This is a genomic window from Rhodobacter maris, assembly GCF_900217815.1.
GTDB lineage: Bacteria > Pseudomonadota > Alphaproteobacteria > Rhodobacterales > Rhodobacteraceae > Rhodobacter > Rhodobacter maris.
In genome coordinates this window covers 60,330-74,045 of record NZ_OBMT01000001.1, presented here as the reverse complement: position 1 = coordinate 74,045, position 13,716 = coordinate 60,330, and the positions used below count along the sequence as shown (strand labels likewise).

The window sequence follows — 13,716 nt, the reverse complement described above, 5'->3', positions numbered from 1 at the left end:
AGAATTTCCTGATCCTATCAACCATTTGTAAACCTTGATCTGCGATTCCTTGACCGTTGGATCGGGTAGCGGGCGGCTTGAGGGCATGACGGACGAACGGCTTCAGACAGTGATGCGACGCAAGGCGGAGGCGGGGCGGCCCGCGTCCGACGGCTCTCCGCTGACGGCCGAACGGGCGATCGTCCAGGCGGTCTCGAAAGTCGCGCAGGACATGTTTACCCTTCCGGTACAAACCGTTGGCATTACCGAGAGCCGCCGCACCCTCGCCGATCTGCCCGAGGCGCTCGAACCGCTCTCGCTCATCGCAATCATCGAAGGCCCGGAGGAAGGGCTGGGAATCATCGCGCTGCCGCCCGAGACGCTTTCGGTGCTGATCGAGGTGCAGACGATGGGCAATCTTGCCAAAACCGCACCGCCCGCGCGCAAGCCCACCCGGATCGATGCTTCGATGGTGGTCGATTATCTCGATGCGGTACTGGGGATGATTGAGGAAACTCTGGCCGAGACCGAGGCTGTGGTTTGGGCGGGCGGGTTCCGTTACGCCTCCTATCTCGACGATCCGCGCCCGCTCGGCCTTCTGCTTGAGGACATGGGCTACAGGCTCTGGCAGCTCGATCTCGCTTTTGGCGCCGGGTTCGAGCGCACTGGCAAGCTTCTCTGGGCCGTGCCGGTGAACGGACGGGGGCAGGCCCTGCGGCGCCTGCCGGGCAGCAGCAGCGAAGACGGCACGGCCGCAGGCCCCGCCAATGACGAGGCGGAATGGCATGCACGGCTGGAAACCTCCGTTCTGGGCGCCCCGGCCCTGATCGACGCGGTTCTCCACCGGGTCACGTTGCCGCTTTCTGCGGTGATGCAGTTGCGCCCCGGCATGAGCCTGCCGGTTCCCGCCGATGCGCTCGAAAACCTTGCGCTTGAAGGGGCGGGCAAGCGTCGCCTGTCGGGCGCACGCCTTGGTCAGCATCGTGGCATGCGCGCGGTGCGGCTCAGCGAGGAAGAGAGCAGCGGCATGTTCGATCTCGACAGCAGCGCCCCGAAGGTGCGCCGGGTCGTGCCGCAACCCTTCGAACCGGGCGAGAGCCCGTTTGCCGGAAAACCTGCCGTGGCCGCGCCGCGCGGGCCGCTTGATCGCATCGACTCGCCCGCCTATGACCCAGAACCGGGGGCTGCGGGGCTGGGCGGGCTCGGGGGGCTCGGTGGCGATGCCGACATGGGCGGGCTCGGCGGCCTTGGCGACATGGGCGGGCTCGGGGGCCTGGGCGGGCTTGGTGGAGAGACCGGCGACATGGGCGGGCTTGGCGGTCTTGGTGGCCTTGGCGGGCTTGGCGACGACGAGGCGGGCGGCCTGCCGTCGCTGAAGATCGGTTCGGGCATGTGAGCCAGAGACCGCGTTTTGTGCGCGGTTGACCTGCATCAAGGCTTTGGGGCGCCTGCCGTGCTTGGATAGACCAATCCGGGAGCACGCCATGACCTCTGCCGCAGTGACATCTCTCGCAACCCGTCAGGCCGATCTTCTGGCCCGAAAGGCGCAGCTTGCCGCGCGGCTTGAGCAGATTTCGGGGGAATTCGAAGCGCATGACTCGCGCGACTGGGAAGAGATGGCCACCGAACGCGAGACCGACGAAGTGCTCGAAGACCTCGGCGCCGCGGCCCGTCGCGAGTTGCGGATGATCGAGGCGGCGCTCGCGCGGATTGCGGCGGGCGAATACGGATATTGTGCCCGCTGTGGCGAGAAGATCTCCGAGGAACGGCTCGACCTGATCCCGGCGACACCGTTCTGTGCTGCCCATGCGGATCCTCGCCGCGCCGATAAATCCTGATACTGCAACGGTTTTGCCAAGGGTTTCCCTTGCGGGGGCAGGGGGTGCCCGCGTAAGTTGAGCAAAACGGAGGCGGCATGGAAAGACGGGTCTGGGTGCAGCGGCAGGAGGGCATGGCGCTGGTCCATCTCGGCGGCCGCGGGCCGCGGGAGGCGGCGGAACCGGACCGGGGCTTTGATGCCGAGTTGCGCGCCGCGCTCGATGCCGTGCTGACGCAGGTTTTCGCGCTCTCCGATCTCCAGGCGGTGGTGTTGCGCGGCGGCGCGGGCGGTTGGCCTTCGGCCGCCGATCCGGCGCAGGATTACGCCCCCGCCGACACCAACTCCGGCGTGCCCGGCCTTGCCGATCTTTGTGCGCGCATCGCCGCGGCACCGGTTCCGGTGATCGCGGTTCTCACGGGGCGGATCTCGGGCGGCGCGCTTGCGCTCTCACAGGCCGCGGCGCTGCGGCTCGCGCTCCCCACGACGCAATTCACCTTTCCCGAACCGGCGCTGGGCCTGATCCCGGCGGCGGGGGGCACGGTGCGGTTGGCGCGGCGCGCCGGCGGTGCGGCGGTGCTTGAGGCGCTCCTTGCCCCGCACCCGCTCGGGGGGGAAGCGGCGATGCGGCTTGGCCTGTGCGACGCGCTCGCCTCGGAGGGGACGATCGAGGCCACGGCCCTTGCCGAGGCGCTGCGTTGTGCCGAGGGGGCGGCGCCGTTCCTGCCGCAGGAGGCCGCTTTTGAGGCGGCGGGCCCGGCGCTTGATGCGCTGGTCGCGGCGCGGGCGCGCCTTGCGCCGGGGCATCCGGCAGCCTGGCTGGCCCGGCTCATCGAGGTGATCGAGGCGGCGCTGCTGCTGCCGCTTGCGGCGGCGCTTGATGTCGAGACGGTGGTCTATGAAGATCTGCGCGTCGGCACCGCCTCGGCGGCGCTGCGCCATCTGGCACGGGCAAGGCGGCGGGCGCAGGGGCTCGCCGGTCCGGCGGCGACGGTGACACCGGTGGCACGGGTGACGCGGCTCGCGCTCTGGAACCCCTCCGAGCGACAGTTGCTTGCGCTGCTCGGGCGCGGGCTTGAAGTGCAGTTCGGTGCCTCGAGCGCGCCGCGGCTCGAGGCTTTGCTGATCGCCGTGGCCCAGGCGCAGGAGGCGGCCTTCGCCGCGGGGCGGATCGATGCGGCACGGCGCGAGGCGGACTGGGCGCGGCTTGAACCGGTGGCGGCGCCCGAAGATTTCCTGCCCGCCGATCTCCTGATTGCGGTTCCCTCCGATGCGGCCGAGCTTGCCGGGTTGCGCGCGGCGCGCGATCCGGCGGTGCCCCTTGTGCTCAGCGGGGCGCTGCCGGGGCCGGGGGAGATCGGTCTGGATCGCGCCCCGGGGTTTGCGGCAATCTGGCCGGGCGGGCCGGCAGAGATTGCAGAGCTGCCGCGGCTTGCGGCCGTGCTGCGCGCCGATGGAACGCAGGTGATCGCCGCCACGGCGCTTGCGTTGCGCCTTGAGGTCGCCTGGATCGCGGCGGCGGAGCGGGCGGTTCTCGCGGGCGCGAGCCCGGCCGAAGTTGATGCCGCGCTGACCCGCTGGGGCTTTGCCGAAGGCCCTTTCGCGCGGCTTGATGCGCTGGGTCTTGCCACGGTGCAGGCGCGGTTTGTGGTGGCGGGGCGGCAGGGCCGGGCGCTTGTCGCGGCACTTGCGGGTACGGGCCGGGCGGGGCGGGCTGCGGGTGCTGGCGTTTACGATTATCCGGACGGCAAGATCCCGCAGCCGCGCCCGGGCGAAGCGGGCTGGCTCTCGGCGTTGCGGCTCGCCGAAGGGATCACCGCCCCGGCGCGCCTTTCGGCCGCCGAAATCGTGGCACGAGTGCTTGCCGAGATTGCCGGAGAGGGGGCGGCGGCGCTGCAGACCGGTCGCGCCTATCGTGCCTCCGATATCGATCTTGCGGCGGTGGCGGCCCTGGGCATTGCGCCGGAACGGGGCGGGCCGATGTTCGAGGCTGACCGGATCGGCGTTTTGGCCCTGCGCAAACGGTTGCGCGCGCTCATTGCCGAGGGAGCGCCGCTGCCGGCGCCGCTCCTCGACCGGCTGATCCGCGACGGGCGCGGCTTTCTCACCGCCGAGGGCGGCGGATCTATTGCAGGGTGATGCCGAGCACCACCATCATCAGCCCGATCGCCGAGATGAAGAGGGCGCCGAGGTTGAGTGCCACCACCCGGCGCAGCCGGTCGCGCAAGGTGGTGTCGTCAAGCCCCGCGCCTTTCGCCTTGGCGATCAGCGTCGCGCAGTAGAGGATCCCCAAGAGACCCACCAGCGACACGGCCGCCCCGGCCCAGATCAGTATCTCCATCCCGTCCTCCACTTTTCTTTCGGCTACAGCCCTGCGCCCGGCTTGGCAAGGCCGCCATGATCCCGTGCTTGCCCCGAAGCTTGAAGGCGGCGGGGGGCTGCGCTAGGGAGGGGCTTCACCGCCAGCGAGGACCCCATGCCCAACGACGCCTATAATGTTGCCGCCGACGAACTACGCCAGTTCATCGAGCAATACGAGCATCTCGAAGCCGAGAAGAAGGATATCACCGAACAGCAGAAAGATGTGATGAGCGAGGCGAAGGCGCGCGGCTACGATACCAAGGTGATGAAGAAGATTATCGCCATGCGCAAGCGCGACAAGAACGATCTCGCCGAGGAAGAAGCGATTCTCGATATCTACAAGGCGGCCCTCGGAATGGCCTGAGCCACGCCAAAAAGTTGCAAAACTGCGGTTTTGTGTCCCTCAGGCGCTTCCAGGGCGCAGGTTTGCAAGAAATGTGCAAGCCCTTGGTCCCGAGACGCGCCGTCAGGCGGCCCTGCTTTGCCTGAAACGGGCCTGCCGTTGAGGCGCCGGAATGTGCGAAAACGTGAAGTTTTGCATGCTTCCGGGGCGGGGACCGGGCGCAAATGCTGTCATAGGGAAAGTCTCAGGGACGCAGCAGCACCACTCCGGGCAGCGTTGCGATCTGGGCCATGTCTTCCTCATAGGCGGCGCCCATCCGCGCCACCAGCGCCTCGGTCCAGCCCGGCAGCGGCAGATCCGCCTCCATCGCTTCGCTGCGGGCGAATTTCTCGAGAAAGGCCACGAGCACCTTGCGTCGCTGCTCCGCGGAAAGCGGCGGATGATTTGCCACATAGGCGCGCAGCCGTTTGACGCCCTCAAGCTCCATCACCTCTTCCGCCAGCGCCAGTTCTCCCGCCAGTTCCGCCGCGTCGGGCAGCCCCGCAAGGCGCCGCAGCAGTTCGGGAAAAAGCAGGGGCAGATCCTCGTTGTTCCACAAGGTCAAGGTGGCGCCGCAGCGCCCTGCGACCTCGGCCATGCGCGCAATCACCGGCCCCCAACGCAGCGTCTCGGGGGCATGCCCGACGAGCATGTCGTCCAGATCGCGCCCGGGTTGGCGGGCATGGAGCGCGGCAATCAGCACGGCGGGATTGATCAGCCCGAGATGAAAGGCGACGGTCTCGCCGGGAAAGAGATTGGCCAGCGGCGCAAGTTTGTCGGCCGCCGCGGGGTAGAGCCCGGCCGGGCCGATGGCGCGGTCGGGAAGCGCGAGGAAATTCTCGTAGCTGAACACCAGCCGCTCCACTGGCCCGGGAGCGCCGGAGACACAGGCCGCAAGCAGGGTTTTTTGCGTCTCCGGGTCGGCCGGGCGCCCCTTCAGCGCGATCAGCACCTCGCGCAGCGCCTTGCGATAGGCGCCGGGGGCGGGCGCATGGGCCGCGGCGGCTGCCATTGCCGCGGGATTGGCCGCAAGAGTGCGGATCAGTCGTTCCTCGTCGGTGGCATGGGCGCCGAGATGAAAAACCAGATGCATGGGCAGTCTCCTCGCGGCAACCATAACGAGGCCTCCGGACGGAGGCAAATCGCTTCTGGCAGCGCTTGCGGAGGGCTTTTCTCGCGACGGCAGCATCGAGGGGCGTTGCAGGCGGGAGAGCCTTTCGCGTTGATGCAGACGTGGCGGATGAAGGCCCCGAACGCGAGGCCCATCCTCAAGCCGGACGTTTCGGGCGATGCTCCACAGCCGGGGAGAGGTCCGGTCTGATGGGGGGGTGGACAAGATCGCGCTGGTGACGCTTGCGCCAAGGAGAGCGCATGTCTAGATGTCCCCCACGTGCCCCTATAGTTCAGTTGGTAGAGCAACGGTTTTGTAATTCCCACATCACTCCCTACTGACGCCCGCTGACGCAGTATTTATTGGGTAAAATCAACAGCTCCGGTTGGTGGTGCGGGTTCGTGCATACTGTGCAATTGCATGGTTGATTGCATGGAGGCCCGTCGTGGCGACGAAGGAGATCAAGTTCACACCGGGGCGCGCTCGACGGCACGAGCCATGACGGCGGGCAGGCGACACGCTATCGCGATGCCCGGTATCCCACCTTTACTTTGAGTGGGCGCGCGGTCGAAGACGTGGCGCTATCGCAAATTCTGGAAGGGCCGCAACTCCACGGAGACTCTCGGGACGTGGCCGCAGATGACCGTGATTGATTGAGGCCGCCCATGGGGCGCAAAGCTCGCCCGCCGCCGTGGGGCGAAGCGAGCGATGGTCGCTTTGGCAAGACGCATCGCAGTGATCCTGCACCGGATGTGGGTCGAAAAAACCGATTTCCGAACTGAAACTCAGGTGCCCGATGCGACCTGAAGCCCTGCGTTCCAACCTGTCGTCGGCCTGATTGGAGGCCCTCGAGGCCCCTCAGGGACGCGGTTCCGGTGATGCCGTGGTCAGGACTGATGCCGACGCGGTCGAGCACGCCAATGAGATGGGCACACCGGAATTGCATTGAACCAGCATCATGTTGGCGGCCATTGCGCCGACCACGGACCGAAGCATGCACCCGGGGTGATCTCAGAACAAAAGGGCCGAACAGAATGGCTGCTGAGAACAAGAGGTAAAACCCGTTTCCGCGGGCGGCGGCGCGTGCGTAAAACGGCTTGACTGAGGCGGCCCCGTTACCGAAGTCCTGAGCCTAAGGAAACCAAATCTCTATTCAAACCGAGAGCAATACCTCGATCAGTTCCATCCTTTGTCTGCTTTAGCATCAGCAGGAATTGAAGGATGCTGGTCTTGCCCGAGGAGTTGGTCCCAAACAACCCGGTGACCTTCCCGCACTGGAGATCGGCCTCCTGCCACGATTTGACGTTTCTGAAACGAAGTAATTTCAGCAGGGCTGCTCCCGGTGCTGCACTTACTGCGAGCGTACGTTTCCATTGGTAAGGGGGACGTAGGTCATTGCAAACGCAGAAGAAACAAACGCCATTGGTTCTCGCGGCGAACAGTTGCTTGGGCTTGCAACGATGTAGGGAGTGTCGGGCGGGATTCGCGTGTGCCTTGCGCGGCCGCGCGGCAGTTGCTACATCGTCGGGGCGTGATCGCCCGGTTAGCTCAGAGGCCAGAGCTGCGCTTTTGTAAAGCGAGGGTCGGGGGTTCGACTCCCTCACCGGGCACGCGCGCATTGGCCAATTGCATCGCAATTGCGTGGTGTCCGATTTTTTGCGAAAAACATATAAAAATCAAGATGATGGCCTTGCGGATCGGCTTCCTTGTAAACCGTGGGTCGGCGGTTCGGTCCTGTCTGGGGGGGACCACTTCCTTTCTGCCCCCTGATAGGGATCAAATGCCTTGAAAAGGAAGCTGATTTCATCGGTTCGAAGCTCTTTTTCGCGCACCGAAAGCCGGGAGCGTCGTGGTTGCGCGCGTGCCAGAACGGAGAAAAGGCCAAGCGGACCGCAAAACCGGTCAAGCCGGAAGGCCCCGGCCGGATTGTAATCCCTTCGGTGAAGGGCCCTCGAATCGACCCCGGTCTTGAGGTATTTGCTTTTTCTGCGCCCGACCTGGACCAAGGTCGCGCAGCGGCGGCGGAGGCCTGCAGCGGTGCTCTGGCGGAACGCGGCTGTGCTGCCTGATTTTTGCGCAAGGTGACCCGAAACAAGCAGATCTCCTGGAGCCTTGACGCTTGCTTTTGAGGCATGGCTCTGCACAAGGCGCCGGTCTTGCGAAAAGTTTCACCAGATGATCAAAGACGTGCCATACTGCGCCCATCCAAGACAGGAGATCCCCGTGGCTGCCCAGACCCGTTTCCCCTCGCCCTCGCGGCGTGCCTTCCTGCTGTCGAGCCTAGCCTGTGCCGCGCTGATCGGTACCGCACCGGGCCGCCTCTTCGCGCAGGAAACGAAAAAGCTCAAGGTAGCGGGGATCTACACCGTGCCGGTCGAGCAGCAATGGGTGAGCCGGATCCACGTGGCGGCCGTGGCGGCGCAGGCGCGTGGCGAGATCGACTACACCTATTCGGAAAACACCGCCAATGCCGATTATCCGCGGGTGATGCGCGAATATGCCGAGGGCGGCTACGATCTGATCGTGGGCGAGGTTTTCGGCGTCGAGCAAGAGGCGCGCGAGGTCGCGGCCGACTATCCCGATGTTGCCTTCCTGATGGGCTCCTCCTTCAAACCCGATGGGTCGCTTGCGAATTTTGCCACCTTCGACAACTACATTCAGGACGCCTCCTATCTCTCCGGCATCATCGCCGCGGCGATGAGCAAGGCGGGCAATATCGGCATGGTCGGTGGCTTCCCGATCCCCGAGGTGAACCGGCTCATGCATGCCTTCATGGCGGGCGCGCGGGAGGTGAACCCGGCGATCACCTTCCAGGTCGCCTTCATCGGCTCGTGGTTCGACCCGCCGAAGGCGAAGGAAACCGCCTATGCGATGATTGAGAACGGCGCGGATCTGCTTTATGCCGAGCGCTTTGGCGTCTCCGATGCGGCGAAGGAAAAGGGCATTCTGGCCATTGGCAACGTGATCGACACCCAGGCCGATTACCCCGAAACCGTCGTTGCCTCGGCGCTGTGGCACTTCGAGCCGACGCTTGATCACGCCCTCGCGCAGATCCGCGCGGGCGCCTTTGCCGCCGAAGATTACGGCCTTTTCTCCTTCATGAAGGAAGGCGGCTGCGCGCTCGCGCCCTTTGGCACGTTTGAAGGCAAGATCCCGCAAGAGGCGCTTGATCTCGTCGGCAAGCGCGCCGAGGAGATCAAGGCGGGCAGCTTCACCGTCGAGATCAACGACGAAGAGCCGAAATCTGCCTGAGCCATGACCGGCCCCCACGATCAGAAGGCGCAGCCGGTGCTGCGCCTTTCCAACATAACGAAGCGCTTTGGCGCGCTCACCGCGAATGACGATGTGAGCTTTGATCTTGCCCGCGGCGAGGTGATCGCGCTTCTGGGCGAGAATGGCGCGGGCAAGACCACGCTGATGAACATCCTCTTTGGCCAGTATACCGCCGATGCGGGGACGGTCGAAGTGTTTGGCGAGGTGCTGCCGCCCGGCAACCCGCGCGCCGCGCTTGATGCGGGCGTGGGCATGGTGCATCAGCATTTCACCCTCGCGGGCAATCTCACCGTTTGGGAGAATATCGTTCTGGGGACCGAGCGGCTGGGCGCGCTTCGGCTTGATGCCAAGGCCGCAAAGGCGCGTATTGCCGATCTCTCCCGCCGTTTCCACCTTGCCGTCGACCCTGCCGCAAAAGTGGGCCGCCTGACCGTGGGCGAGCGCCAGCGCGTCGAGATCCTCAAGGCGCTCTACCGCGAGGCGCGCATTCTCATCCTCGATGAGCCGACCGCGGTGCTGACCCCGCAAGAGAGCGAGGCTTTGTTCAAGACCCTGCGCGAGGCGGTGGGGCAGGGGCTCTCGGTCGTCTTCATCTCGCACAAGCTTCATGAGGTGATGGCGATTTCAGACCGCACCATCGTGCTGCGCCATGGCCGGCTTGTGGCCGAGCGCGCCACCGCCGAGACCTCGCGCGAGGAGCTTGCCGCGCTGATGGTCGGCGGCAAGGTCAGTGCGCCAAAAATCGAGGCGCGCCCGGCGGGCCCCGCGCTTTTGCGGCTTGCGGGGGTTTCGACCAAGGGCGAGGGCCGGGCGCCGGGGCTGCGCGCGGTTGATCTCACGCTTCATGCCGGGCAGATCACGGGGCTTGCAGGCGTTTCCGGCAACGGCCAAAAGGCGCTCTCCGATCTGATCTCGGGCCTCGTCGCGCCCGCTTCGGGGCAGTTCGAGATCGTGGGCGAGCCGGTTGGCGACTGGTCGCCCCGCCGCGCTCTTGCTCGCGGCATTGGCCGCATCCCGGAAGACCGCCACCGCACCGGCACGATTGCCGATTTCGACCTGACCGAAAATGCCGTGCTTGAGACCTATGCGCAGGATTTTGCCCGCCATGGCTGGATGCGCTGGGGCGCGGCGCGGGCGCAGGCCGAGAGCCTCATTGCCACCTACGACGTGCGCTGCCCGGGCCCCGAGACCCGGATTCGCCTGCTTTCCGGCGGCAATATGCAAAAGCTGATCCTTGGCCGCGTGCTGGAGACCGCGCCGCGCATCATTCTGGCCAACCAACCGGTGCGCGGGCTCGACATCGGCGCGGTCAACTATGTCCATGGCCGCTTGGCCGAGGCGCGCGAAGAGGGCGCGGCGGTGCTCCTGATCTCCGAGGATCTCGACGAAATCATGACCCTGTCCGATGTGATCCATGTGATGTCCGAGGGGCGGCTCAGCCCCGGTTTTACCCGCGGCACGATGCGCGCCGAAGCGCTTGGCCAATGGATGGCGGGCGAGGGGTTCGGGAGGGTCGCGGATGCGTCTTGAACCGATCGCCCAGCCCAGCCTTGCGCGCCGCCTTGTGCCCCCCGCACTGGCGCTTCTGGGCGCCTTTCTCGTTGCGAGCGTTCTGGCGCTGATCGCGGGCGGCAACCCGCTCGCCGTCTTTGGCGCGATCGTCAAGGGCGCGGTGGGCTCGAAGTTTGCGCTGCTGGAAACGCTCAATCGCGCCACGCCGCTCATTTTTACCGGGCTTGCCGTGGCTGTGGCCTTCCGGGCAAAACTCTGGAACATCGGCGCCGAGGCGCAGCTTTACGCGGGCGCCGTTGTCACCGCGGTGCTCGGCACCGGTGTTTTGCCCTGGCCCCCGGCGCTGCTCCTCCCCGCCATCGCGCTTACCGCGATGCTTGCAGGCGCGCTTTTGCTCCTCGTGCCCGCGCTTTTGAAAACGCGGCTCGGGGTGGACGAAGTCGTCACCACGCTGCTTCTGAACTACATTTTCCTGCTTTTCGTCAGCTACTTGCTCGAAGGGCCGCTGAAAGACCCGATGGGCATGGGCTGGCCCAAATCCGCCCGCCTCATCGCCGAGGCGCGGCTTCCGCGCATCGTCGAGGGGCTGCGGCTGCATTGGGGCTTTGCGCTTGCCCTCCTCTCCGCCGTTGCGCTCTGGATCGTCAACGCCCGCACCACGCTCGGGTTTGAAATGCGCGCAGTGGGGCAAAATGCCGAGGCCGCGCGCTTTGCGGGCATGCCGGTGACGGGCGTGGTGCTGAAAACCGCGCTCCTCTCGGGCGGGCTTGCGGCGCTTGCGGGCTTTTCCGAGGTCTCGGGGCTCAAGGGCTCGCTCACGCTCGATCTGTCGCCGGGCTATGGCTACACCGGCATCGTGGTGGCGATGCTGGCCCTTCTGCACCCGCTCGGCGTGGTTGCCGCAGCACTCTTTGTCGCGGCCATTTTTGTTGGCGCCGATGCGATGAGCCGGGCGCTGGGCGTGCCAAGCTATATCGCGGATATCATGCTCGCCTCGGCGCTCCTGATGATGGTGCTGGCGATCCTTTTGACCAAATTCCGTGTGGTGAGGGACTGATGGACATTTTCGAGATCCTCACCTCCGCCGCCTTCTGGGCTGCCGCGATCCGCATCGCCTCGCCGCTCATCTTTGCCACCATGGGGGAGTTGATCTGCGAGCGCGCGGGCGTGCTCAACCTCGGCATCGAGGGGATCATGGTCGCGGGCGCCTTCGCGGGCTGGATCGCCGTTTACATGGGCCTGCCGCTCTGGGGGGGCGTGGCGGTGGCCTTTGCCACCGGCATGATGCTCGGAGCGCTGCATGGGCTCCTTTCCGTGCCGTTCGGGCTCTCGCAGCATGTGGTGGGCATCGGGCTCACGCTTCTGGCCACCTCGCTCACCTTCTATACCTACCGCGTGGTCCTGCCCGAGGTCTCCTCGCCCCCTAAAATCACCGCCTTCCAACCCTATCCGATCCCCGGCCTGTCGGAAATTCCGGGGCTGGGCAGCGCCTTCTTCACGCAAACGCCGCTCACCTATGCCGCCTTCGCGCTCGTCGCGCTCGTCGCCTTCGTGCTCTACCGCACGCCTTTGGGCCTTGCCGTGCGCGCCGCGGGGGAGAGCCCGGCCGCCGTTGCCGCACAGGGCCTTTCGGTCACGGCAATCCGCATGGGCGCGGTGATCGTCGGCTCGGGCTTCATGGCGGTGGGCGGCGCATTCCTGACGCTCTCCGCCTTCGACAGCTTCTTCTTCGACATGGTCAACGGGCGCGGCTGGATCTGCATCGCGCTGGTGGTCTTTGGCGCCTGGAAGCCGGGCAAGGCGATGCTTGGCGCGATCCTTTTTGCCGCCTTTGATGCGTTGCAGATCCGGCTGCAACAAACGCCCATCGGGGCGCTGGTGCCCTATCAGCTCTTCCTGATGATGCCTTACCTGCTCTCGATCCTCGCGCTGGTGCTGATGTCGCGCCGCGCCGAGGTGCCCGCGGCGCTGATGGTGCCGTTCAACAAGGGGGAAAGATGATGTTCGATCTGCTGGTGAAGGGGGGCACGCTCCCCGATGGCCGCGTGGCCGATATTGCGATTGCGGGCGAGCGGATTGCCGAGATCGCGCCGAAGATCGCGGCGGAGGCGCGCGAGGTGATCGACGCGACGGGCGATCTGGTCGCGCCGCCCTTTGTCGATCCGCATTTCCACCTGGATGCAACGCTGAGCTACGGCCTGCCGCGGGTGAATGGCTCGGGCACTCTGCTTGAGGGCATTTCGCTTTGGGGGGAGTTGCGCGAGATCGCCACGGTTGACGAAATGGTCACGCGGGCGCTGCAGTATTGCGACTGGGCGGCGTCGCTGGGCCTCCTTGCGATCCGCTCGCATGTCGATACCACGCCCGATCACCTCAACACCGTCACCGCGATGCTTGAGGTGCGCGAGAAGGTGAAGGATTACATCGACCTGCAGCTTGTGGCCTTTCCGCAAGACGGGCTCTACCGCGCGCCGAATGGCCGCGAGAACCTGATCCGAGCGCTCGACATGGGCGTTGAGGTGGTGGGCGGCATCCCGCATTTCGAGCGCACCATGGCGGAGGGCGCGGCGAGCCTTGCCGATCTGTGCGAGATCGCCGCCACGCGGGGGCTGCGCGTCGACATCCATTGCGACGAGACGGATGATCCGATGAGCCGCCATATCGAGACGCTGGCCTACGAGACCCAGCGGCGCGGCCTGCAGGGCCGGGTGGCGGGCTCGCATCTCACCTCGATGCATTCGATGGACAATTACTACGTCTCGAAGCTCTTGCCGCTGATCGCCGAGGCGGGGATCGCGGCGATCCCGAACCCTCTTATCAACATCGTGCTGCAGGGTCGCCACGACACTTTCCCCAAACGCCGCGGCCTGACCCGGGTGAAGGAGATGCAGGCTTTGGGCATTCCCGTTGGCTGGGGGCAGGATTGTGTGCTTGACCCGTGGTATTCGCTCGGCACCGCCGACATGCTCGATGTCGCCTTCATGGGGATGCATGTGGCGCAGATGACCCATCCCGACGAGATGGCGCGCTGTTTCACCATGGTCACCGAGACCAATGCCGCGATCATCGGGCTTGAGGATTACGGGCTGAAGAAAGGCGCAAAAGCCTCGCTCGTGGTGCTCGATGCGGCCGGGCCGGTCGATGCGCTGCGCCTGCGTCCGGCACGGCTGGCGGTGATTGCCAAGGGCAAGGTGATCGCGCGCACGCCGCGCGCGGATGCGGCGCTCTCGCTGCCGGGCCGACCCGCCAGCCTGAACCGGCGCGCGCCGCGGCGCTGAGGCC

Annotated in this window: 11 protein-coding genes, 1 tRNA gene and 1 pseudogene; 11 read left to right on the top strand and 2 right to left on the bottom strand. The window is 66.0% G+C overall.

Annotated elements, in window-relative coordinates:
- Positions 1 to 85 precede the first annotated feature (85 nt).
- The 3 genes from CRO22_RS00370 to CRO22_RS00360 all read left to right on the top strand — a co-directional run bounded on the left by CRO22_RS00370 (position 86) and on the right by CRO22_RS00360 (position 3,934).
- On the top strand, positions 86 to 1,375 hold the full coding sequence (locus tag CRO22_RS00370) for a FliM/FliN family flagellar motor switch protein (protein ID WP_097068134.1): 1,290 nt from the start codon (positions 86 to 88) through the stop codon (positions 1,373 to 1,375).
- A gap of 88 nt (positions 1,376 to 1,463) precedes the next feature.
- Positions 1,464 to 1,817, top strand: a complete 354-nt coding sequence (locus CRO22_RS00365) for a TraR/DksA family transcriptional regulator (protein ID WP_097068133.1) — start codon at positions 1,464 to 1,466, stop codon at positions 1,815 to 1,817.
- A gap of 77 nt (positions 1,818 to 1,894) precedes the next feature.
- Entirely contained in the window at positions 1,895 to 3,934 is a 2,040-nt protein-coding gene (locus CRO22_RS00360; RefSeq protein ID WP_097068132.1) for an enoyl-CoA hydratase/isomerase family protein, read from the top strand.
- Here the strand turns inward: CRO22_RS00360 and CRO22_RS00355 are convergent.
- On the bottom strand, positions 3,921 to 4,136 hold the full coding sequence (locus CRO22_RS00355; protein ID WP_097068131.1) for a hypothetical protein: 216 nt from the start codon (positions 4,134 to 4,136) through the stop codon (positions 3,921 to 3,923). The genes CRO22_RS00360 and CRO22_RS00355 overlap by 14 nt on opposite strands.
- A 135-nt stretch (positions 4,137 to 4,271) precedes the next feature.
- On the opposite strand from CRO22_RS00355, the gene CRO22_RS00350 reads away from it, so the two are divergent.
- A complete protein-coding gene (locus tag CRO22_RS00350; RefSeq protein WP_097068130.1) occupies positions 4,272 to 4,520 on the top strand; it encodes a DUF2312 domain-containing protein in 249 nt (82 codons plus the stop codon).
- Positions 4,521 to 4,743: 223 nt separating this feature from the next.
- Here CRO22_RS00350 and CRO22_RS00345 read toward each other — a convergent pair whose 3' ends face one another.
- On the bottom strand, positions 4,744 to 5,631 hold the full coding sequence (locus CRO22_RS00345) for a hypothetical protein (RefSeq protein ID WP_097068129.1): 888 nt from the start codon (positions 5,629 to 5,631) through the stop codon (positions 4,744 to 4,746).
- A gap of 690 nt (positions 5,632 to 6,321) precedes the next feature.
- On the opposite strand from CRO22_RS00345, the pseudogene CRO22_RS19105 reads away from it, so the two are divergent.
- The 7 genes and pseudogenes from CRO22_RS19105 to CRO22_RS00310 all read left to right on the top strand — a co-directional run.
- Positions 6,322 to 6,456, top strand: a pseudogene (locus CRO22_RS19105) (IS110 family transposase); the annotation flags it as partial.
- A 730-nt stretch (positions 6,457 to 7,186) separates the two neighbouring features.
- Positions 7,187 to 7,259: transfer RNA gene (locus CRO22_RS00335), tRNA-Thr, on the top strand.
- Between the two features lie 613 nt (positions 7,260 to 7,872).
- Positions 7,873 to 8,901 (top strand): BMP family protein, encoded by a 1,029-nt coding sequence (locus CRO22_RS00330; protein WP_394341473.1) that lies wholly within the window; start codon positions 7,873 to 7,875, stop codon positions 8,899 to 8,901.
- Between the two features lie 3 nt (positions 8,902 to 8,904).
- A complete protein-coding gene (locus tag CRO22_RS00325) occupies positions 8,905 to 10,452 on the top strand; it encodes an ABC transporter ATP-binding protein (protein WP_097068127.1) in 1,548 nt (515 codons plus the stop codon).
- On the top strand, positions 10,442 to 11,491 hold the full coding sequence (locus tag CRO22_RS00320) for an ABC transporter permease (RefSeq protein WP_097068126.1): 1,050 nt from the start codon (positions 10,442 to 10,444) through the stop codon (positions 11,489 to 11,491). The genes CRO22_RS00325 and CRO22_RS00320 overlap by 11 nt, the downstream gene beginning before the upstream one ends.
- The gene (locus tag CRO22_RS00315; RefSeq protein ID WP_097068125.1) at positions 11,491 to 12,435 is read left to right on the top strand and encodes an ABC transporter permease; all 945 of its coding nucleotides are present in this window, start codon (positions 11,491 to 11,493) and stop codon (positions 12,433 to 12,435) included. Before CRO22_RS00320 ends, CRO22_RS00315 begins: the two co-directional genes overlap by 1 nt.
- Positions 12,435 to 13,712: an amidohydrolase family protein gene (locus CRO22_RS00310; protein WP_097068124.1), complete on the top strand. Its 1,278-nt coding sequence runs from the start codon at positions 12,435 to 12,437 to the stop codon at positions 13,710 to 13,712. Before CRO22_RS00315 ends, CRO22_RS00310 begins: the two co-directional genes overlap by 1 nt.
- Positions 13,713 to 13,716: the final 4 nt, after the last annotated feature.

Excerpts from the sequence above, each read along its gene's own strand:
- CRO22_RS00370 (WP_097068134.1), top strand. The coding sequence starts at position 86 with ATGACGGACGAACGGCTTCAGACAGTGATGCGACGCAAGGCGGAGGCG.
- CRO22_RS00360 (WP_097068132.1), top strand. The coding sequence starts at position 1,895 with ATGGAAAGACGGGTCTGGGTGCAGCGGCAGGAGGGCATGGCGCTGGTC.
- CRO22_RS00350 (WP_097068130.1), top strand. The coding sequence starts at position 4,272 with ATGCCCAACGACGCCTATAATGTTGCCGCCGACGAACTACGCCAGTTC.
- CRO22_RS00355 (WP_097068131.1), bottom strand. The coding sequence starts at position 4,136 with ATGGAGATACTGATCTGGGCCGGGGCGGCCGTGTCGCTGGTGGGTCTC.
- CRO22_RS00310 (WP_097068124.1), top strand. The coding sequence starts at position 12,435 with ATGTTCGATCTGCTGGTGAAGGGGGGCACGCTCCCCGATGGCCGCGTG.
- CRO22_RS00320 (WP_097068126.1), top strand. The coding sequence starts at position 10,442 with ATGCGTCTTGAACCGATCGCCCAGCCCAGCCTTGCGCGCCGCCTTGTG.
- CRO22_RS00345 (WP_097068129.1), bottom strand. The coding sequence starts at position 5,631 with ATGCATCTGGTTTTTCATCTCGGCGCCCATGCCACCGACGAGGAACGA.
- CRO22_RS00315 (WP_097068125.1), top strand. The coding sequence starts at position 11,491 with ATGGACATTTTCGAGATCCTCACCTCCGCCGCCTTCTGGGCTGCCGCG.
- CRO22_RS00365 (WP_097068133.1), top strand. The coding sequence starts at position 1,464 with ATGACCTCTGCCGCAGTGACATCTCTCGCAACCCGTCAGGCCGATCTT.
- CRO22_RS00325 (WP_097068127.1), top strand. The coding sequence starts at position 8,905 with ATGACCGGCCCCCACGATCAGAAGGCGCAGCCGGTGCTGCGCCTTTCC.